The organism is Pseudomonas sp. S31, assembly GCF_016648105.1.
Lineage (GTDB): Bacteria > Pseudomonadota > Gammaproteobacteria > Pseudomonadales > Pseudomonadaceae > Aquipseudomonas.
This window is the reverse complement of the sequence record NZ_JACVVE010000004.1, coordinates 135,414-154,644: the sequence shown is the minus strand read 5'-3', so window position 1 is coordinate 154,644 and position 19,231 is coordinate 135,414. Positions and strand designations below refer to the sequence as shown.

Annotated in this window: 15 protein-coding genes; 9 read left to right on the top strand and 6 right to left on the bottom strand. The window is 66.4% G+C overall.

Annotated elements, in window-relative coordinates:
• Positions 1-25: 25 nt before the first annotated feature.
• From IAE37_RS05270 to IAE37_RS05255, 4 genes are all read right to left on the bottom strand, one after another.
• Complete coding sequence (locus tag IAE37_RS05270; RefSeq protein ID WP_201170346.1) at positions 26-466, bottom strand: type II toxin-antitoxin system YafO family toxin; 441 nt, start codon at positions 464-466, stop codon at positions 26-28.
• 8 nt (positions 467-474) lie between these two features.
• The gene (locus tag IAE37_RS05265; RefSeq protein ID WP_201170335.1) at positions 475-978 is read right to left on the bottom strand and encodes a hypothetical protein; all 504 of its coding nucleotides are present in this window, start codon (positions 976-978) and stop codon (positions 475-477) included.
• 149 nt (positions 979-1,127) lie between these two features.
• On the bottom strand, positions 1,128-1,919 hold the full coding sequence (locus IAE37_RS05260; protein WP_201170333.1) for an SDR family NAD(P)-dependent oxidoreductase: 792 nt from the start codon (positions 1,917-1,919) through the stop codon (positions 1,128-1,130).
• 55 nt (positions 1,920-1,974) lie between these two features.
• A complete protein-coding gene (locus IAE37_RS05255; protein WP_201170331.1) occupies positions 1,975-3,393 on the bottom strand; it encodes an aldehyde dehydrogenase family protein in 1,419 nt (472 codons plus the stop codon).
• A 279-nt stretch (positions 3,394-3,672) separates the two neighbouring features.
• On the opposite strand from IAE37_RS05255, the gene IAE37_RS28740 reads away from it, so the two are divergent.
• Genes IAE37_RS28740 through IAE37_RS05220 form a run of 7 tightly spaced genes read left to right on the top strand, consistent with a single transcriptional unit; the run spans position 3,673 to position 11,663 of the window.
• Positions 3,673-5,994, top strand: a complete 2,322-nt coding sequence (locus IAE37_RS28740) for an enoyl-CoA hydratase-related protein (protein WP_236409797.1) — start codon at positions 3,673-3,675, stop codon at positions 5,992-5,994.
• Positions 5,995-6,006: 12 nt separating this feature from the next.
• Positions 6,007-7,233, top strand: coding sequence for an acyl-CoA dehydrogenase family protein (locus tag IAE37_RS05245; protein ID WP_201170329.1), 1,227 nt, complete (start codon positions 6,007-6,009; stop codon positions 7,231-7,233).
• 58 nt (positions 7,234-7,291) lie between these two features.
• Positions 7,292-7,717, top strand: coding sequence for a Zn-ribbon domain-containing OB-fold protein (locus tag IAE37_RS05240; protein WP_201170315.1), 426 nt, complete (start codon positions 7,292-7,294; stop codon positions 7,715-7,717).
• 1 nt (position 7,718) lies between these two features.
• Positions 7,719-8,885: a thiolase C-terminal domain-containing protein gene (locus IAE37_RS05235; protein WP_201170297.1), complete on the top strand. Its 1,167-nt coding sequence runs from the start codon at positions 7,719-7,721 to the stop codon at positions 8,883-8,885.
• A gap of 25 nt (positions 8,886-8,910) precedes the next feature.
• Entirely contained in the window at positions 8,911-10,137 is a 1,227-nt protein-coding gene (locus IAE37_RS05230; protein ID WP_201170295.1) for an NAD(P)/FAD-dependent oxidoreductase, read from the top strand.
• 10 nt (positions 10,138-10,147) lie between these two features.
• Positions 10,148-10,468, top strand: coding sequence for a 2Fe-2S iron-sulfur cluster-binding protein (locus tag IAE37_RS05225; RefSeq protein ID WP_201170293.1), 321 nt, complete (start codon positions 10,148-10,150; stop codon positions 10,466-10,468).
• Between the two features lie 37 nt (positions 10,469-10,505).
• On the top strand, positions 10,506-11,663 hold the full coding sequence (locus IAE37_RS05220; protein WP_236409805.1) for an acyl-CoA dehydrogenase family protein: 1,158 nt from the start codon (positions 10,506-10,508) through the stop codon (positions 11,661-11,663).
• Positions 11,664-11,729: 66 nt separating this feature from the next.
• Here IAE37_RS05220 and IAE37_RS05215 read toward each other — a convergent pair whose 3' ends face one another.
• Positions 11,730-14,399, bottom strand: a complete 2,670-nt coding sequence (locus IAE37_RS05215) for a LuxR C-terminal-related transcriptional regulator (RefSeq protein WP_201170291.1) — start codon at positions 14,397-14,399, stop codon at positions 11,730-11,732.
• Positions 14,400-14,453: 54 nt separating this feature from the next.
• Positions 14,454-15,623, bottom strand: a complete 1,170-nt coding sequence (locus IAE37_RS05210; RefSeq protein ID WP_201170289.1) for an aromatic ring-hydroxylating oxygenase subunit alpha — start codon at positions 15,621-15,623, stop codon at positions 14,454-14,456.
• Between the two features lie 230 nt (positions 15,624-15,853).
• Between IAE37_RS05210 and IAE37_RS05205 the strand changes: the two genes are divergently transcribed.
• Together IAE37_RS05205 and IAE37_RS05200 are read left to right on the top strand one after the other, a co-directional pair.
• Positions 15,854-17,059: an acetyl-CoA C-acetyltransferase gene (locus IAE37_RS05205; protein ID WP_201170274.1), complete on the top strand. Its 1,206-nt coding sequence runs from the start codon at positions 15,854-15,856 to the stop codon at positions 17,057-17,059.
• A gap of 10 nt (positions 17,060-17,069) precedes the next feature.
• Entirely contained in the window at positions 17,070-19,229 is a 2,160-nt protein-coding gene (locus tag IAE37_RS05200) for a 3-hydroxyacyl-CoA dehydrogenase NAD-binding domain-containing protein (protein WP_201170272.1), read from the top strand.
• The last annotated feature ends 2 nt before the right edge of the window (positions 19,230-19,231 follow it).

Below are 19,231 nucleotides of genomic sequence, written 5' to 3'. Positions count from 1 at the left end.
CCTCTGGTGGATACCTCTCGTTACCTTAGTTCACATCTCGCCATTCCCGGGCCAAGCGGGCGAGGTAGCCCATTGAGCGGTTGTCGCGGGCCTTGCCATGGGCATCGGGCCAGAGGAAAGCCAAAACCAGGTGCCGGTCTTCGTAAAGCTCACCGGGGACATACACCAGAGCCGCATCATCCCTTGGGCACCCTCGCTTGCACACCCGATCATGCTGAGGCGTGTTCTGGGGAAAGGTCGCAGGTGGGATTTTGATGTGGATGTGCATCAGGCACGCTTGAAGTGCGTGAGACGGCTGGGTGTAAGGGACGTCTCGTCCGAAAATCGATGGGATGATTTGCCGCCGCGACTCGATGTAGCGGTGGAATTCGCGTTTCAGAAGGTCTGATAGGCCGGGGTGTTTGACATCCACAGGTGCGAAGAATGCGTCAAAGGTATCCGGGTGGAAGGCGACTTCGATTGCCATCCACACATTCAGGCCAGGTGGCCAAGCCTTCGCGTAGTGTGGTCTGCCAGATCGCGTAAGCCGTCAGCGCTCAGCTGACTCGGGAATTGTTCAGGTTTCATCAGAAATTGCTGATACACCCCGTCGATGGTGATCAGCCTTCCTCGCACCTTTGCGACTGCCCGGCGCAGGTTGATGTGGTCATCGCTCAGAGCCGAGGGAACCTCAGCGCGTTTCAGGTCGCTTTCCAGCTGCCGCACAGCCTTGAGCAACTCGATATTCCGAAGGTACTTGGCTTCATCGAAGCGATTCGAGTTCACAATCGCAGCAACAGTCTTTGCGTAGCCCAAGTCCAATTTGAGCCAGCCATGGGTGACGTCTGCAAGCACCCCGCGCAGGTGACTGAGGGTTGGCGAGGTGGAGCACGACCCATGGAGGGTGGCAGAGGGGGATTTCAACTTGGCAGTCGAGTAGTCGACGACCAGAGCAAGTGCGGCGACGATGAGCGCCGGGGCTGCGGCTTTGATTGGCATGCGTACCCCCTGTACAGGAACTTGCAGGATCTGTTGAATCGGGTCGTGATTATCCGTTCGGGATCGGGATTGCACAATCGCGATCAGGTGATGAAATTGTAACCTCGGTAGACGCTGCGACAAGCCTGCGCAGAACGCAGGGGCTTGGATTACCGTGGATACTGCCCATCATCCACCCGAATGCAGACCCCGGTCACGAATTCCGAAGCAGGCGACACCAGGTAAAGCAGGGTGCTATCCAACTGCTCCGGCATCCCAGCCCGCTTGCGTGGCATGCGCTCGACCATGCGCTCGCGGTATCGCGCCAGGTGCGCCTCGGTCATCTCGGTCTCGAACAATCCTGGCGCGATGGCATTGACGTTGATGCCTTGTTTGGCCCACTCCAGTGCCAGGGCCTCGCTCATGCGGATCACCGCGGCCTTGAGCGAGCAGTAGAACGCCGCGCGCATGCCACTGCTGTAATGCACGGCCCCCACCGACGCCAGGTTGACCACCCGTCCCGGGCGCCCACTGGCCATCAGCCCGCGGGCCACTTCGCTGGCAATGATGAACGGGGCGCGCAGGTTGGTGGCGAACAGTTCATCCATGGCCTCGACTTCCATGCCCACGGCCTCGCTGGTGTCGCCGATGCCGGCATTGTTGACCAGGATGTCGATGGCGCCGTAGGCGCTGATCATGCCGGCAATACGCTCGGCCAGGCTTGCGGCGTCACGCAGGTCCAGCGGCTCGACGTAGGCCTGGCCGCCGTCGGCACGGATGTGCTCGGCAACGGCCTGCAAACGTTCGATGCGACGGCCACACAGGATCACCTTCGCCCCGGCTGCCGCCAATACCGTTGCGAAGCGCTGGCCCAAGCCGCTGCCAGCTCCGGTGACCAGCGCCAGCTGGCCGGTGAGATCGACGCGAAGCGCTGCCCTCGCGTGAAGCGACGTGTCATTCATGCGTTGATTCCTAGGATGAGAAACGGCCGCACGCCACAGGAATGCGGCCGTCAGGTCAGGCAGACTTGGGAATGAAGATCGACTTGGGCTGGGTGAACTCCATCAGCCCGGCAACGCCGTTTTCCACGCCGATGCCGGACTGCTTGTGGCCGCCCAGCGGCACGGTGGGCGAGGACTCGAGGTTCTGGTTGATCCACACGGTCCCGGTCTCCAGGCGTTTGGCGATTTCCACCGCTTTGGCCACATCCTGGCTCCACACGGCTCCAGCGAGGCCGTATTCGCTGGCGTTGGCGCGGGCGATGACCTCGTCGATATCGCTGAAACGCAGCAGCGGCAGGATCGGGCCGAAGGCTTCTTCGGCGACCACCCGCGAATCTTCCGGCGGGTTGTCCACCAGCGTCAGCGGCATGAAATAACCGCGCTCCGGCACGGGAGCACCTTCCAGCAGCACCAGGCCAGCCTCGCGGGCTTCGTCTCGCAGTTGCAGCACGCGCTGGTATTGCGGGCGGTTCTGGATCGGGCCGAACAGCACGCCAGGCTGCATGCCGTCGCCGATCGGCAAGGTCTGCGCCAACTGATGCAGCTTGTCGCGCAGGCGCTCGTAGATGGCCTCGTGGATGTACAGGCGCTTGCACGCCACGCAGACCTGGCCGCTGTTGAAGAACGCGCCCATGAACAGCTTCTGTGCTACGGCATCGACGTCGACATCCGGCAAGACGATGGCGGCATCGTTGCCACCCAGTTCCAGGGTGATGCGCTTCAGGTCCTTGGCCGCCGATTCCATGATGCGCTTGCCGGTGGCGGTGGAGCCGGTGAAGGAAATCTTGGCGAAGCCCTTGTGGCTGGTCATCAGCGGGCCCAGGTGGTCGCCACCGCTGATGATGTTGAGCACCCCGGCGGGGAAGATGTCGCGGGTCAGCTCGCCGAGGCGCAGAGTGGTCAGCGGGGTGAAGGGCGAGGGCTTGAGCACCAGGGTATTGCCGGTGGCCAGGGCGTGGGAGATCTTCCATGCGGCAAGCAGGATCGGGAAGTTCCACGGCACCAGGGCGCAGACCACGCCCAGTGGCTCATGGTGCACCTCGACGCGGCGGGTGTCGGTTTCCTCGACCACTTCCACCGGCAGTTCCAACTGGGCGATGCCGCGAATCCAGTACGAGGCGCCGAGGATCTCCTCCTTGGCCAGGGCCAGCGGGCGGCCGTGTTCCAGGGTGAACAGCTCGGCCAGTTCGTCGACGTGTTCGACCATGCGCTGGGCGAACTGCTTGAGCAGCTGGCGGCGTTGGTCGTGGGCGGTGGCCTTCCAGGCCGGGAAGGCCTTGCGGGCGCAGGCCACGGCCTGGTCGAGTTCGGCCTGCCCGGCATCCGGGGCATGGCCGATGACTTCGGCGGTGGCCGGGTTGATGACGTCCAGCTGGCGTTCGGTACCTACCGTTTCTGCGCCGATGATCATCTGCGCGGCGATGGCGAGAGGCATGGGGACTCCTTGGGCTCTTGTTGTTGTGTGGCCGCCGTGGTCGTCGGACCCGGCAGGCAGGGGAATCACGTCGAATAACCTACGGTAGTTAGATAAAAAAACTTCGTCAATCGTCGTTTTCGCCTATTTGAATTAGCTGATGAGCGGGTGCGTGCAAGGGGCTTTTCAAGTTAAATCTATTGTTGTTAGATTAATCCCATTCCGTTGACGTGCCCTTGCCGGCGCGCCCGGCACAGAACAACAACAAGGGCCCCAGCCCGTAGCCTTGAGGAAGTGCAGATGCTCAATCCTGCTACCACCCCGGTGATCATCGGTGTCGGTGAACATGTCGACCGCCCGTCAGCGCTGGAACATGCCCTGGAGCCCTTGGCGCTGATGGAAAGGGCGGCACGTGCTGCCGAGCGCGACAGTGGCGTCGAGCTGCTGGCCCAGGTCGATGCCCTGGAGGTGGTGGGCTTCGTCAGTTGGCGCTATCAGGACCCGGCAGCAAGCCTCTGCGAGCGCCTGGCGCTGACCCCGGCCCGACGCTCGAATGCCTCGATGGGCGGCGAGACCCCGGTGCGCCTGCTGCACGAAGCGGCGCTGCGCATCGCTTCGGGCCAGGCACAGACCACCCTGATCGTCGGCGGCGAAGCCATGAGTTCGCTGGGCAAGGCACGCAAGCAGGGCCTGCGCCTGGACTGGACGCCCATGGCCGACAAGGCCAGCGCCTGCCGTTTCGCCAACGATGCCATCGCCACCCGTCCGCTGGCACGCGCCTTGGGCATTCGCGAACCGGCGCAGATGTACCCGCTGTACGAAATGGCCTGGCAGGCGCGCGAAGGCGTCAGCCCGGCGCAAGGGCGTGAGGACTCGGCACGGTTGTGGGCCCGTTACGCACAGGTGGCGGCGAGCAATCCCAACGCCTGGTTGCGCGATGCGCCCGATGCTACGGCGATCGCCACACCAAGCGCGGACAACCGCCCGATCTGCTGGCCCTATACCAAGTGGATGGTGGCCAACCCCAACGTCAACCAGGCCAGCGCCATCCTCGTCACCAGCCTGGAGCGCGCCCTTGAGCTTGGCGTGGCGCCGGAGCATCTGATCTACATCTGGGGCGGCGCCAATGCCAGCGAGCCAGATGACTTTCTCGACCGCGCCGACCATGCCGGCAGCCTCGCCCAACAAGCCGTGCTCGATGCCGCGGTCGGCTTGGTCGGCGGCGCCGAGGCGTTCGACCATATCGAACTGTACAGCTGCTTTCCGGTAGTACCGAAAATGGCCCTGGCCAACCTTGGCCTGGCACCCGACGGCCCGCTGCAGCCCACGGTGTGTGGCGGGCTCAGCTTCTTCGGCGGGCCACTGAACAACTACATGGGGCACGCGGCCTGCAGCATGGTGCGGGCGCTGCGCGAACTGCCCGAGGGGCGTGGCCTGCTGTATGGCCAGGGCGGTTTCGTGACCAAGCACCAGAGCCTGGTGCTGGGGCGCCAGGCACCGGCGCAGGCGCTTTCGCCCAGCGCGTCCCTGCAAGCCCAGGTCGACGCCCGGCAAGCGCCGGTGCCGCCGGTGCTCGATACCTACCAAGGACCGGCACGGATCGAGACCTACACCGTGCTGCACGGTCGTGACGGCCAGCCCAGCCAGGGCGTGCTGGTGTTGCGCACGCCCGAGGGTGCACGCACCCTGGCACGGGTACTGCCGGAAGACCAGCAGGCCATGGCCCTGTTGTTGTCGCTGGAGCGCAATGCGATCGGGCAAGAAGGCTTCGTGCACATCGATGTCTTCGGCAAGCCTTGCTGGCGCCTGAGCGAACAGCCGCAACCGGCCCAATACCGCTTCGCCCGTGTCGAGCGTCACGGTCATGTCACCCTGGTCACCATCGACCGCCCCGAGCAGATGAATGCCCTGCACCGTGACGCCAACGCCGAGCTGGCGCAGATCTTCGACGACTTCGCCCGCGATCCGCAGCAGTGGGTGGCGATCATTACCGGGGCAGGGGAGCGCGCCTTCTCTGCTGGCAACGACCTGAAGTACACCGCCGGCGTCATGGCCCGTGGCGAACAGGTCGAGGTGCCGGTCACCGGTTTCGCCGGGCTGACCGCACGCTTCGACCTGAACAAGCCAGTGATCGCCGCAGTCAACGGCGTGGCCCTGGGCGGTGGTTTCGAGATCGCCCTGGCCTGCGACCTGATCGTCGCCTCCAGCACCGCCACCTTTGCCTTGCCCGAACCCAAGGTCGGCCTCGCTGCCCTGGCCGGCGGGCTGCTGCGCCTGCCGCAGCAAGTCGGCCTGAAGCAGGCCATGGGCATGATCCTCACCGGCCGTACCGTGAAGGCCGACGAGGCGCTGGAGCTTGGCCTGGTCAATCAGGTGGTGGAGCCCGCGGCGCTGCTGCCGGCCGCCTTCGCCTGGGCCGAGCAGATCGTCGCCTGCAGCCCGATGTCCATTCGCGCCTCGAAGGAGGCCGTGCGCCTGGGCCAGGGCGCCGCCTCGCTGGAACAGGCCTACCAGGCCATGGGCCGTAACCCGGCGACCCGCGCCCTGTTCCGCTCGCCGGACGTACTGGAAGGGCCGCGCGCCTTTGCCGAAAAGCGCGCGCCGCGCTGGACATCGAACTGAGAGGGGCTGGCGATGAACATTCAATGGAGCGAGCAGGAAAACGCCTTTCGCGAGGAGGTGAAGGCCTTCTTCGCCCACGCGCTGAGCGACGAGCTGCGCGAGGCGGGGCAGTGGCTGACCAGTGTCTACGGCGAGCACCAACGCTGCCTGCGCTGGCAGCGCAAGCTGCTCGAGCAGGGCTGGCTGGCACCTTCATGGCCGGTGGCGCATGGCGGTTGCGACTGGAGCGTGGCGCAGCACTACATCTTCGCCCAGGAGAAAGCCTACGCTGGCGCGCCGCCGGTGTCGCCGATGGGCATCCAGATGTGCGCGCCGGCGCTGATCGCCTTTGGTACCGAGCAACAGAAGGCTTTCTTCCTGCCGCGCATGCTCAGTGGCGAGCACTTCTGGTGCCAGGGCTACTCCGAGGCCGAGGCCGGCTCGGACCTGGCGGCCTTGAGCATGTCGGCGGTGGAGCAGGGCGACATGCTGCTGTGCAACGGCACCAAGCTCTGGAGTACCCATGCCCATGTCGCCAACTGGGTGTTCTGTCTGGTGCGCAGTGCCCGTGAAGACAAACCGCAGAAGGGCATCACCTTCCTCCTGATCGACATGCACAGCCCAGGCGTGCAAGTGCGCCCGATCGTGTCGCTGACTGGCGAGCACATCCAGAACGAAATCCATTTCAGCGATGTACGGGTGCCCAAGGGCAACGTGATCGGGCGCATCGGCGAAGGTTGGACGGTCGCCAAGTACCTGCTGGAATTCGAGCGCGGTGGCGCGGCCTACGCGCCGCAGATGCAGGTGCGCCTGGCCGAGCTGCGGGCCTTCGCAGGCACTGCGCCGGCCGACCGTGGCGGCTGCCTGGCCGACGACCCACTGTTCGCCGCGCGCCTGGCCGAGGTCGAGTGCCAGGTCAACGCCCTGGAGCTGTACGAGCTGGAAACCTTGTCGACCTTGTCACGCGGCGGTTCGCCCGGCGCGGCCGCCTCGGTGATGAAGATCCTCGGCACCGAACTGCAGCAGGCCGTGACCGAGCTGGGCCTGGAGGCCGCCGGGCATTACGGCGCGGCTTTCCAGCCCCAGGCCGGCTGCCCCGGCGGCCCGGTGCTGCGCGAGCACGGGGAGACCGGTTTCGCCGGTGAGCGGCTGGCCGCACTGGCGCCGCTGCGTTACTTCAACGAGCGCGCCGGCACCATCTACGCCGGTGCCAACGAGATCCAACGCAACATCCTGGCCAAGACCGTGTTGGGTCTTTGAGCCACTTCCGAAGAACAAGAAACGGCCAAGCGCCAGAACGGAAAACAGGAGTCTCACGATGAAAGGCATAGGCGCCGATGGCGAATACTGGGCCGCGCTGGCCCAGGGAAACTTGAAGATGCAGCGTTGCGATGGCTGCGGGCAGTGGAACTGGCCTGCGGTGTGGCGCTGTGGCGAATGCGGCGGCTGGGAGCACAGCTGGCACGCCGTGGCCCCACAGGGCCGGATCTACAGCTGGACCCGCTCCTGGCACGATTTCGGCGGCCCACGCGACCTGCCGGTGCCCTACATCAGCGTGGTGGTCGAACTCGACGGCGCCGGCGGCAAGCGTCTGCTCGGCACCCTGGAGGGTAACGCGGGTCAGCCAGCGATCGGCCTTCCGGTCAGTGCCCGGGTGCACGCCGACCAGTTCGAAGGTGAGCCGCTGCTGTCGCTGCGCTGGTGCGTCGATGGCAGCAGTGCCACCGTGCAGGAGGGCCGCTGACATGGGCAGTTTCGACCTCAAGGGCGCGGTCTCGGTGGCCGGTATCGGCCTGCGTCAATACAAGCGCGGCCAGGCGCCGCTGCCGGAGCAGGGCGTATTGGTGCATGCCATCGTCGACGCTTGCGCCGACGCCGGGTTCGATCCGGCGCTGATCGATGGCTTCGTCTCCTATGGCGACGACAAGAACGAGCCGGTGCGGCTGATGTCGGACCTCGGCACCCGCGAGCTGCGCCTCAATGCGCAGATGTGGGGCGGCGGCGGCGGTGGCATCGCCGGCGCCTTCGGCCTGGCCGCCTCGGCCATCGCCACCGGCCAGGCCAGCGCCGTGGTGGTGTTCCGCGCCCTGGTGCAGAACAACAGCGGGCGCATGTCGGCGGCGGTGATGCGCCACCACTTGAACGACCACCTGGTGGGCGCCGGCCTGGTTTCGCCAGCGCAGATCTGCGCCCTGCGCGCACAGCGTCTGTACGAACACCACCAGGTACCGAAGTCGGTGGCCGAGGAATTGGTGCGAGCCTCGTACTACCACGGCTCGCGCAACCCCGAGGCTACCGCCTACGGCCAGCCGCTGGACCTGCAAGCCTACCGCGAAGGGCGTTGGATCGCCGAGCCCTTCCGCCTGTTCGATTGCTCGCGGGAGAACGACGGCGCCGGTGCCTTGCTGCTGGTGTCCAGCGAGCGCGCGCGCGACCTGCGCAAGGCGCCGGTGCGCCTGCTTGGCGTTGCCAACGGCACGGCCAAGGGCTGGGGCGACCTGTGTGAAAACGACCTGGATTACGCCTCGGCGGGCATGCGCCCTATCGCCCAACGCCTGTGGCAGCAGACCGACGTCACCCCAGCCGACGTCGACGTGGTGCAGCTGTACGAAAACTTCAGCGCTCAGGGCGTCGCCTCGCTGATCGACCACGGCTTCTGCAGCTACGAGAACGTCGCCGAGGTCATCCGCTACGACAACCTGATCGCACCCAGCGGCCGGCTGCCGGTGAACACCGCCGGCGGCAATTTCGCCCACGGCTTCGTGCACGGCATCGGCATGGCCATCGAATCGGTGCGGGTGTTGCGCGGCGAGTCGGCCAACCCGGTGCCCGACGCGAAGATCTGCCTGATGGCCGGTGGCCCCGGGGCGCCGACCGTGAGTTCGGCGCTGTTCGGCCGCGATGACCTTTGACGTGCTGGCACCAGGAGGCTTGAACATGTCCAACCCATCCCATTGCGTCATCGTCGGCGGCAGCCACGCCGGGGCCCAGGCTGCCGCGAGCCTGCGCCAGGAAGGCTTTGCCGGAGCCATCACGCTGGTCTCGGCCGACAGCCTGTTGCCGTATCACCGGCCACCGTTGTCCAAGGCCTACCTCTGCGACGGCAAGGGCGATGACGAACTGCTGATCCGCCCGGCCGAGTTCTACGCCAAGCAGCACATCGACGTACGCTTGGGCACGCGCGTCAGCGCAGTGGACGCGCACAATCGCAGCTTGCTGTGCGATGACGGCACGCGCCTGGGCTACACGCAGCTGATCCTTGCCACCGGTGCCGATGTGCGCCGGCTGGCGCTGCCCGGCGCGGAACTCGACGGCGTCTGCTACCTGCGCGTTCGCGACGATGTGTTGAATCTGCGCCGGTTCATCAGGGCCGGTGGCCACGCGGTGGTGGTCGGCGCTGGGTACATCGGCCTGGAGACCGCTGCTTCGCTGCGCAAGCAAGGCATGCAGGTGACCGTGCTGGAGGCGCAGTCGCGGGTCTTGCAGCGGGTCACTGCCGAGCAGGTATCGGAATTCTACAGTCGAGTGCACCAGGAAGAAGGTGTCGAGATCGTGCTCGACGCTGCGCTCGAATGCATCGAAGGCGACGGTCAGGTCGAAGCCGTGCTGCTGGCCGACGGTCGTCGCCTGGTTGCCGACCTGGTGGTGGTCGGCATCGGCGTGCTGCCGAACGTGGCGTTGGCGCGGCAACTGGGCCTGGACTGCGAGCACGGTATCGTCGTCGACGAGCAGGCCCGCACCCAGTGCCCGGATGTATACGCGGTGGGTGATTGCACCCGCCATCACAACCCGATCTATGACGCCTGGATGCGCCTGGAGTCGGTGCAGAACGCCACCGACCAGGCCCGCGTCGCCGCCCAGTCGATCTGTGGCAAGCCGGCCAGCTACCGGGCCTTGCCGTGGTTCTGGTCGGACCAGTACGACCTCAAGCTGCAGATCGCCGGGCTCTCGGCGGGCTACGACCAGGTGGTGATCCGTGGCGATCACCGCCAGGGCCGCAGCTTCTCGGCCTTCTACTTCCGTGGCGAGCGGCTGCTGGCGGTGGATGCGGTGAACCGGCCGAAAGAGTTCACCTTCAGCAAGCGATTCCTGGCCGAAGGCCGCACGGCCGATCCGCGCCTGTTGGCCGATGAATCGGTCGATTTCCAAGCCTGTTTTCTTTGAGGGGCCCTGTATGCCGCTGATTACTTTCGTCGCCCACGACGGCGCCACCCATGAAGTGGAGGCCGCCACCGGCAGCAACCTGATGCAGGTGGCCCTGGCCAACGGCATCGATGGGATCCTTGGGGAGTGTGGTGGCTCGTGCAGCTGCGCGACCTGCCATTGCTACCTGAGCGACCAGGACTACGCACGGCTCGAGGCGCCGAGCCGTATCGAGCGCGAGATGCTCGATTGCGTCGCCGAACCGCAAGCCACCAGCCGCCTGGGGTGCCAGGTGGTGGTGAGCGCCGAGATGGACGGCATGGTGGTGCACATGCCGGCTTCGCAGTACTGAGCAGCCTTACAACGACAAGAACCAGGAGATGATCAGCATGATGCCGCGGGTGATTTTCGACGCCGAGCATGAACAGTTCCGGGACAGCGTGCGTCGCTACGTCCTGGGCGAAATCGCCCCGCGTGCCCAGGGCTGGCGCGAGGCCGGGCGGGTCGACCGCCAGGCCTGGCGCGATCTTGGCGCACAGGGCTACCTGTTGATGTGGGCGCCCGAAGAATACGGTGGCCTGGCCATTGATGACTTCCGTTACGACCAGATCCTCTACGAGGAAAACGTTCGCTACGGCGAAGTCGGCTTCTACATGCAACTGCATTCGCGGCTGGTGGCGCCCTACATCGGCCACTTCGGCAGCGCCGAGCAGAAGGCGCGTTTTCTGCCAGGTTGCATCAGCGGCGAAACCATCCTCGCGGTGGCGATGACCGAACCGGGTGCGGGTTCGGACCTGGGCGGCATGAAGATGCGTGCTGAGGACAAGGGTGACCACTGGCTACTCAACGGTTCGAAGACCTACATCTCCAATGGCCTGATCGCCGACGTGGTGTTGGTGGCTGCGCGCACGGTACCAGATGCTCGCTACGGCATTGGCCTGTTCCTGGTCGAAGAGGGCATGCCGGGCTTCAGCCGCGGGCAAAAGTTGCACAAGATGGGCCTGGATGCCCAGGACACCGCCGAGTTGTTCTTCCAGGATGTGAAGGTGCCCAAGGCCAACGTACTGGGCGACCCGACCAAGGGCTTCAGCTACATGATGCAGGGCTTGGCCGAAGAGCGCCTGACCGGCTCCGTGCTGTCGCTGGCCAGCGCACAGACCGCGTTCGACCTGACCCTGGAGTACATCCAGGAACGCACGGCTTTCGGTAGCAGCGTCGGCAGTTTCCAGAACTCGCGCTTCAAGATGGCCGAGCTGCGTTCGCAGCTCGATGCCGTGCAGACCTTCCTCGACCAGTGCGTGCTGCTGCACAACAAGCGCGAGCTGAGCGGGGAGGTGGCGGCGCAGATCAAGCTGCTGACTTCGGAGCTGGAAGGCAAGGTGATCGACGAGTGCCTGCAGCTGTTCGGTGGGGCGGGTTACATGGAGGAATATCGGATCTGCCGGATGTACCGCGATGCGCGGATCACGCGGATCTTTGCCGGTACCAGCGAGATCATGAAGGAAATCATCGGTCGCAAGCTGGGGCTCGACGACCGCAAGCGTTGAGGCCCGTTGCCAGAGGGTAGAACCTGGGGCGCTGCCGAGTACAGCGCCCCTTTTTTGCGTTCTGCCTCAAATCAAATGCATGTGCCGCGCCAACGAAACCGCCTCGGTCCTGCTGCGTGCCCCCAGCTTGGCGTTGATACTGCGCAGGTGGGTGCGTACCGTGGTCTCCGAAACGAACAGCTTCTCGGCCATCTCGGTGTTGCGCATGCCGGTTTCCAGCAGCCGCAACACTTCGATCTCGCGCGGCGACAGCAGGATGTTGTCCTGGGGCTGGCGCGCATCCTCGGCCAGGGCCTGGCCAAGGGCGAGCATGAAGTGCTCGAGCAAGGGGTCCTGGCCGCTGTCGTTGCGCAGCAGGGCGCGGTTGGTCTCGCACCAGCGCAGGGCCAGGCGGCAGATGTCCGGCCCTTCGTCGAGGAACAGGCGGGTATAGCCCTGGTTGATGGCGTGGCGCAGGGGCGCGGCCAGCAGCTCCAGGGCCTGGTCGTCCTTGTGCCCCAGGTTCAGGTGCGCCCGGGCCAGCAGGATGTGCAGCTCCAGCGAGCGCCGCACACGCCCCTCCTGGCGGGCCGTGGCGATGGCTTTCTTCAGCTCGTCGAGGGTGGCGGTGGTGACCTTGCCTTCCACCGCCAGGCGCAGTTGCATCATGGCCGGCCAGTCCGACTCGTGTTGGTAGACCACCAGCAGGCCCGCGCCGGGCTGGCCCATCTGCGCGGTCGCCCGTCGATAGGCGTAGTTGGCGCCGGCCAGGTCGCCATGCTTCCAGGCCATCCAGGCACGCCCCAGCCAGGCACTGCTGCTCAGTCGCGGGATGTCGTGGACGCAGCTCAGCGCATCGAGTTCGTCCAGATACTCGTTGGCCAGGTTGGGTTCCTGGCGCAGTGCATGGATACGCGCCATCAGCAGGTGCGCGTAGACCAGTTGGTCGGGCGTGCCGTTCTCGGCAACCAGTGGCAGCAGCTCGCTCAACAGCTGCTGGCAGCGGTCCAGTTCGTTGCGTTCGTACAGGGCGATGGCCAGGGTCACGTCGTTGAGGCTGCGGCTGCCGTGGCGGTACAGCAGGTGCGCCGATGCGCCAGCGGCCGGGGCGCTGGCCAGTTGGCCGAGTGCCGTGCTCAGCCGCCCCTGGATCAGGTCGATGGCGGCGCTGAAGCTGTTGGCCATGACCCGCGTGAAAGACTCGCGGCGGTCCTGGCCGCTGTCCAAGGAGCGCGCCAGCGCCTGGTGGGCGGCGGCGAAGTCGTTGCGGGCGATCAGGCCGTAGATGACGATGTGCAGCATGACCTGTTGATGCAACGGGTACGCCTCTTCCCGCAGGTCGGGCTCCTGCTGCAGCAGCGCCAGGCTTTCGTGGGTACGGTCGATCATCGCCAGGCTCACGGCGCGAATCGCCTGGCACTCGCGTTGCTGGCCGGGAAGCAGGCTGGCCTCCTCGGCCAGGGCACCCAGCTGCTGTTGCATCTCGGCATGGCGTCGGCTCAGGCCCAGGGCCCAGCTCAAGGTCAAGGTCAGTGCCTGGTGGTTGCGCACGCGCTCGGCCGGCAACTGGTCGAACCAGCGCAGCAGCAGGCGCGAGCGGCCCTGGGCGAGCAGGTCCTGGGAGATCTGCTCGATCACGCGTATGGCCTGGTCGACGCAATCGGCCTGCAGCAGATGGTTCACCGCTGCCACCGGCTGGCCGCGCAGCACGTACCACTGGCCGGCGCGGCGGTGGATCTCACGCCGTCGCTCGGTGCTGATGCCGCGCTGCAGGATGTCGGCGAACAGGCTGTGGTAGCGGTAGCGCTCGCGCAGCGGGTCGACCCGGCTGATGAACAGCTGCTGGCGTTCCAGGCCGGCGATGCGTTCGCGGCTGTCGTGGCGACCGAGGGCATGGTCGCAGAGGTCGACCTCGAATTCGCCGAGGATGCTCGAGTCGCCGATGAACTGCCGGGTGTCGGTCGCCAGACCCTCCAGCACGTGGCGCGAAATCAAATTGCCCATGGAGGCGCCCCCGGCACCCATTCGCAGGTGCAGCGCTTCATCGCTCAAGGGGCCGTCGAAACTGCTGCCGAACAGCCCGATGAACGCCGCCCAGCCACCACTGCGCCGATGCAGCAATGCCAGTTGCTGGTCGCTCAGGGTATGCCCGGCGCGGGTTTGCAGCAGGCGGCGGATCTCGTCCGGGGTGAAGCTCAGTTGGTGGGCGGTGATTTCCAGCACCGCGCCCTTGGCGCGCAGGCGTGGCACGCCGATCGCCGGGATGCTGCGCGAGCCGAGAATGATCTCGCTGCCGCTGCCCAGGCGCTTGAGCAGTTCGCGCATGAAGCTGAGTACGCCTTCGTTGACGATGCACTCGAACTCGTCCAGGAACAGGCAGAACGGCGTGCCCAGCAGTACGCTCTCCAGGCGCTCGAAGGCACTGTGGCGGGCGTCCTGCGGGGTACTGCGGGCGAACACCTGCTCCAGGCGCCCGGCGAAGTGATCGATATCGTTGTCATGTTCCGACAGCGTCAGCCAGTGGCATGCGCGGCGTGCCTGGCGTGCCGCCAGGAACTGTCGCAGCAGGGTGGTCTTGCCATAGCCCATCGGCGCATGCACCAGGGTCAGCGCACGGCTGGCCTGGTTGAAGCGCTCCAGCAGTTGCTCGCGGGGCAGCAGGTGGGGCTGCTCGTTCGCCTGGCGCGCGCGAAAGCCCGCCAGGCTGGTTACATCCGACCGCAGGGAGCGGCTGGCAGAGGTCTTGTTGTTGGTCATTGTCCCTCCTTGCCCGGTACTGGGGGGCGGCGCACGGTACGCCGCGCCTGGCCGTCAGTTCATGTGTTTTTCCAAGGTCTCGTACTGCATCAGGATGCACTGCTCGAGGCCCGAGTAGACCACTTCGATGTCATCCAGTACCCCCGTGCCGAGCCCCTTGTAGCAATACTCGGCGGCGACGAAGTCCTCGTTGCCGAAGACGCCGAGCACGGTCTCGTAGGAGGTCTTGTACAGCGCTTCGGATTTGGGGTTGTCTGGCCGGTTCAGGGTCAGCATGTGGTACATCACCCGGGTCTTTCCGGCCGACGTGGGGATCACGATCATCACGCTCATGTAGTACGGGCTGGTGATGATCACGGTGTTGGGGAACAGCAGGTAGGCGTGGGTGATGGTCTTGTGGATGTTCTTCTCGTTCTCCAGGCCATCGGGGGCGAACTCGACCTTGCCCGACACCTGGCGGATGTGATCGCCCAGGCGGCTGACCACGGTGGGCACGTCGGCGAACAGCGGGCCCACGGAGTTGGCATGCAGGCGTTGTACGTGATAGCCCTCGAGGAAAGGTTCGATGACCTGCTTCCAGTTGGCGTCGAGGTCGAACTGCTTGTGGCCATAGAGGTACTGCTGGCCCAACTGCAGGGCGTCGAGGTCGGCCACGATGGCGTCGTCGAGCAGGCTGAAATCCGCTTGCGCGTGGCGATCGAGAATGGCCCAGACGATGCCGCCAGCTTCCTTGCTGGGCAGTTCCACCAGGTTGCGTTTGTGCTTGTCCAGGCAGTCGAAGGTCTCGCCGCGTGCTACGCCCGCCAGGCTGCCGTCCAGGCGCCACGACCAGGCATGGTAGGGGCAGGTGATCCGCGCGCCTTTCTGCACCTCGCAGCCTGGCACCAGGGTCGAGCCCTTGTGCATGCAGGCGTTGATGAACACATGCACCTTGCCGTGCTGGTCGCGGGACACGATCAGTGGCACGCCGTAGGCGTCGTGGGGCAGCAGGCTGCCGGTGTCAGGCACCATGGCCGAAGGCGTGATGGCCACCGGCAGGCGACGGAACACACGCGCCTGCTCGCGTTGGAAAACCGCCTCGTCGAGGAACATGGCCACCGGGCGCGTGGCGCGGATGGCTTCGCAGTCGGCTTCGTCGTGGGCGGGAATGGCGCGGATGGCCTCGATCTGGCTGGCGGTCAAGTCGCTCAGGCGCTGGTAGCGAATCGGGGTTTCGGTACTCATCGCGGGTTCCTTGTGATTGTTGTTCTGGTCGGTCGCGTTTTTAACTAACGTCGTTAGATTATGGCCCGGCAGATCCATTTGCAAGCTACCGCTCGGCGCATGAGCGGTTGCGTCGAGGCAAGCACCCACAATCGTCGGAAGCGACGAAGGCGGGGCGGGCAGGCGACGCTAGCATGCGAGCCGTCCGCCTCTCTTGCGAGGCTCACTTACCTACTGGATTGGAGTCGCCGGTGACAGACGCATACCTCTACGACCACGTCCGCACGCCCCGTGGCAAGGGGCGGATGGATGGATCCCTGGCCCAGATCACCCCCGTGCAGCTCGCCGCGCAAACGCTGATGGCGCTGCGCGAGCGCAACCACCTGGATACCGCCCGGGTCAATGACGTCATCCTCGGCTGCGTCGCGCCGATCGGCGAGCAAGGGGCCAACCTCGGCCGCCTGGCCGCCATCGTCGCCGACTATGCCGAAGCGGTACCGGGCCAGCAGATCAATCGCTTCTGCGCCTCCGCCCTGGAGGCGGTCAACCTGGGCGCGGCGTTGGTTGCCAGCGGCCAGGCCGAGGCGATCGTCGCCGGCGGCGTGGAGTCCATGTCGCGCACGCCGATGGGCGGTGACGGCGGCCCCTGGTACGCCGACCCGCAGACCAACTGGAAGGCCTACTACACCCCGCAAGGTATCGGTGCGGACCTGATCGCGACGCTCGACGGCTACAGCCGCGAGCAGATCGATGCCTTCGCGGTGGAAAGCCAGCGCCGCGCCGCGCATGCCTGGAACCAGGGCTACTTCGCCAGATCCGTGGTGCCGGTTCGCGATGTCATCGGCGAAGTGCTGCTGGCCCATGACGAGTACATGCGCCCCGCGACCCGCCCGGAAGACCTGGCCCGGCTCAAGCCGGCCTTCGCCGCCATGGGTGAATCGGGCTACGACGCCCTGGCCCAGCAGCGCTACCCGCAGGTGGAGCGCATCGAGCACGTGCACACCGGTGGCAACTCGTCGGGCATCGTCGATGGCGCCAGCGCGGTGCTGATCGGCAGCCGCGCGTTCGGCCTGCGCAATGGCCTGCAGCCGCGCGGCCGGGTGCTGGGCTACCAGTCCATCGGCAGCGAGCCGACCATCATGCTCACCGGCCCTGCGCCGTGCAGCGCCAAGCTGCTGCAACGCCTGGGCCTGGGCTTCGACGACATCGACCTGTTCGAGGTGAACGAGGCCTTCGCCTCGGTAGTGCTGCGCTTCATGCGCGAAACCGGCGTCGATCACGAGCGGATCAACGTCAATGGCGGTTCGATCGCCATGGGGCATCCGCTGGGCGCGACCGGCGCCATGCTGGTGGGCACGGCCCTCGACGAACTGGAGCGCCGTGGCGGCAAGCGCGCGCTCATCACCCTGTGTGCGGCCGCTGGCATGGCCACGGCAACCGTCATCGAGCGCATTTGAGGCAGTGGACATGCAAACCATCAAGTACAACATCGAAGACGGCGTGGCCCTGATCGGCATCGACGTACCTGGGCGCAGCCTGAACATCCTCACCCCGCAGTTGCAACAGGAGCTGGACCAACTGTTCACACGCCTGGGCGGCGATGATGCGGTCAAGGGCGCAGTGCTCTACTCGGCCAAGGCCCGTGGCTTCATCGCCGGCGCCGACCTCATGGCCCTGGTCGAAGCCTTTGACCGCGGTACCAGCAAGGTCGAGGCGCGCGAACAGAGCGCCTACCTGCAGAACCTCACCCGGCGCATCGAGACCTTGGGCAAGCCGGTGGCCACCGCCATCGGCGGCCTGGCCCTGGGCGGTGGCCTGGAGCTGGCGCTGGGCACCCACTACCGTGTGCTCAGCGAAAACCCCGACGCCCAGCTCGGCCTGCCGGAGGTCAGCGTCGGCCTGCTGCCCGGCGGTGGCGGCACCCAGCGCCTGCCGCGCCTGATCGGCGTGGCCCAGGCCCTGCCGCTGCTGCTCGAAGGCAAGCCGGTCGGGCCACAGCGTGCGCTGGAGCTCGGGCTGGTCGACGAGCTGGCGGCTCCCGACCAGTTGCTGGCGCGTGCCAAGGCCTGGGTACTGGGCAACCCGGACGCCTGCCAGCCCTGGGACCGCAAGGGCTGGAAACCGCGAGACCTGGGCAACCTGGCGTTCCCCCACGGCCCGCTGACTGCGCGTCTGCTCCAGGCCCACGTGGCCTCGCGGGGCAATTACCCGGCACCGCTGGCGATCCTCTCCTGTGTCGGCGAGGGCATGGTGGTGGACATCGACACCGGCCTGCGCATCGAGCGCAACTACTTCGCCCAATTGCTCACCGGCCCGGTGGCGCGCAACCTGATCCGTACCCAGTTCATCAACAAGGCCGCCGCCGACAAGCTCGTGCGCCGGCCGCAAGGCTTCGCCAGCCGTGCCTTCAGCCGCATCGGCGTGCTCGGCGCCGGGCAGATGGGCGCCGGCATCGCCCGGGTGGCCGCCCAGGCCGGCATCGACGTGACGTTGCTCGACGCCTCGCTGGAGCAGGCCCAGGCCGCCCATGCGCGGTTGGCCGCCGACCTCGAGCGTGCCGTAGGCCGGGGCCAGTTGCCGGCGACCCAGGCCGAGGCCGTGCTCGGACGTATATGCCCGACCGCCGACTATGCCGACCTGGGCGCGGTCGAGCTGGTCATCGAGGCGGTGTTCGAGGACCTGGCGGTCAAGGCCGAAGTCACTGCCCGCGCGGTGGCGGCGATGCCGGCCCAGGCGCTGTTCGCCAGCAATACCTCGACCTTGCCGATTTCCCTGCTGGCCGAATCGTTCCCACGCCCGGCGGACTTCATCGGCCTGCATTTCTTCTCGCCGGTCGAGCGCATGCCGCTGGTGGAGATCATCCGTGGTCGCAGCACCAGCGACGCGACCCTGGCCGCCGCCATGGACTTCGTCGGGCAGTTGCGCAAGACGCCGATCCTGGTCAATGACAGCCCTGGGTTCTTCACCAGCCGGGTATTCGGCAGCTTCGTCGACGAAGGCTTCCTGATGCTCGAGGACGGCATCGCCCCGGCGCTGATCGAGCAGGGCGCGCGCCAGGCCGGCATGCCCGTGGGGCCGCTGGCGGTGGCCGACGAGGTGTCGCTGGAGCTGCAACTGAAGGTCAACCGCCAGGCCATCGAACTGGGCTTGGCCCCGCGCTTCCAGCGTGGCGCCGCCATTGGCCTGGTGAAGACCATGGTCAACCAGCTCAAGCGCCCTGGCCGGCGCGCCGGTGGCGGTTTCTACGAGTACCCCGAGGCGGGCGTCAAGCGGCTCTGGGCGGGCCTTGCGCAGCACTGGCCGCAAGCGTCGCAACAGCCAGCGCTCGAGGACGTGCGCCTGCGCCTGCTGACCATCCAGGCCCTGGAGTCCGCGCGCTGCGTGGAGGAGGGGGTGATCACCGACGCGGCCGATGCCGACCTGGGCTCGACCCTGGGCATCGGTTTCCCGACCTGGACCGGCGGTGTGCTGTCGTACATCGACACCCTAGGCCTGGCAGCCTTCGTCGAGCAGTGTGACGGCCTGGCCGAGCGTTGGGGCGAACGCTTCCGCCCCTCTGACTGGCTGCGTCGCAAAGCCGAGGCGGGCGAGCGCTTCCACCCCGCGCTGGCTTCGGCCGTACGCTGAGG

Excerpts from the sequence above, each read along its gene's own strand:
- IAE37_RS05270 (WP_201170346.1), bottom strand. The coding sequence starts at position 466 with ATGGCAATCGAAGTCGCCTTCCACCCGGATACCTTTGACGCATTCTTC.
- IAE37_RS05265 (WP_201170335.1), bottom strand. The coding sequence starts at position 978 with ATGCCAATCAAAGCCGCAGCCCCGGCGCTCATCGTCGCCGCACTTGCT.
- IAE37_RS05260 (WP_201170333.1), bottom strand. The coding sequence starts at position 1,919 with ATGAATGACACGTCGCTTCACGCGAGGGCAGCGCTTCGCGTCGATCTC.
- IAE37_RS05255 (WP_201170331.1), bottom strand. The coding sequence starts at position 3,393 with ATGCCTCTCGCCATCGCCGCGCAGATGATCATCGGCGCAGAAACGGTA.
- IAE37_RS28740 (WP_236409797.1), top strand. The coding sequence starts at position 3,673 with ATGCTCAATCCTGCTACCACCCCGGTGATCATCGGTGTCGGTGAACAT.
- IAE37_RS05245 (WP_201170329.1), top strand. The coding sequence starts at position 6,007 with ATGAACATTCAATGGAGCGAGCAGGAAAACGCCTTTCGCGAGGAGGTG.
- IAE37_RS05240 (WP_201170315.1), top strand. The coding sequence starts at position 7,292 with ATGAAAGGCATAGGCGCCGATGGCGAATACTGGGCCGCGCTGGCCCAG.
- IAE37_RS05235 (WP_201170297.1), top strand. The coding sequence starts at position 7,719 with ATGGGCAGTTTCGACCTCAAGGGCGCGGTCTCGGTGGCCGGTATCGGC.
- IAE37_RS05230 (WP_201170295.1), top strand. The coding sequence starts at position 8,911 with ATGTCCAACCCATCCCATTGCGTCATCGTCGGCGGCAGCCACGCCGGG.
- IAE37_RS05225 (WP_201170293.1), top strand. The coding sequence starts at position 10,148 with ATGCCGCTGATTACTTTCGTCGCCCACGACGGCGCCACCCATGAAGTG.
- IAE37_RS05220 (WP_236409805.1), top strand. The coding sequence starts at position 10,506 with ATGATGCCGCGGGTGATTTTCGACGCCGAGCATGAACAGTTCCGGGAC.
- IAE37_RS05215 (WP_201170291.1), bottom strand. The coding sequence starts at position 14,399 with ATGACCAACAACAAGACCTCTGCCAGCCGCTCCCTGCGGTCGGATGTA.
- IAE37_RS05210 (WP_201170289.1), bottom strand. The coding sequence starts at position 15,623 with ATGAGTACCGAAACCCCGATTCGCTACCAGCGCCTGAGCGACTTGACC.
- IAE37_RS05200 (WP_201170272.1), top strand. The coding sequence starts at position 17,070 with ATGCAAACCATCAAGTACAACATCGAAGACGGCGTGGCCCTGATCGGC.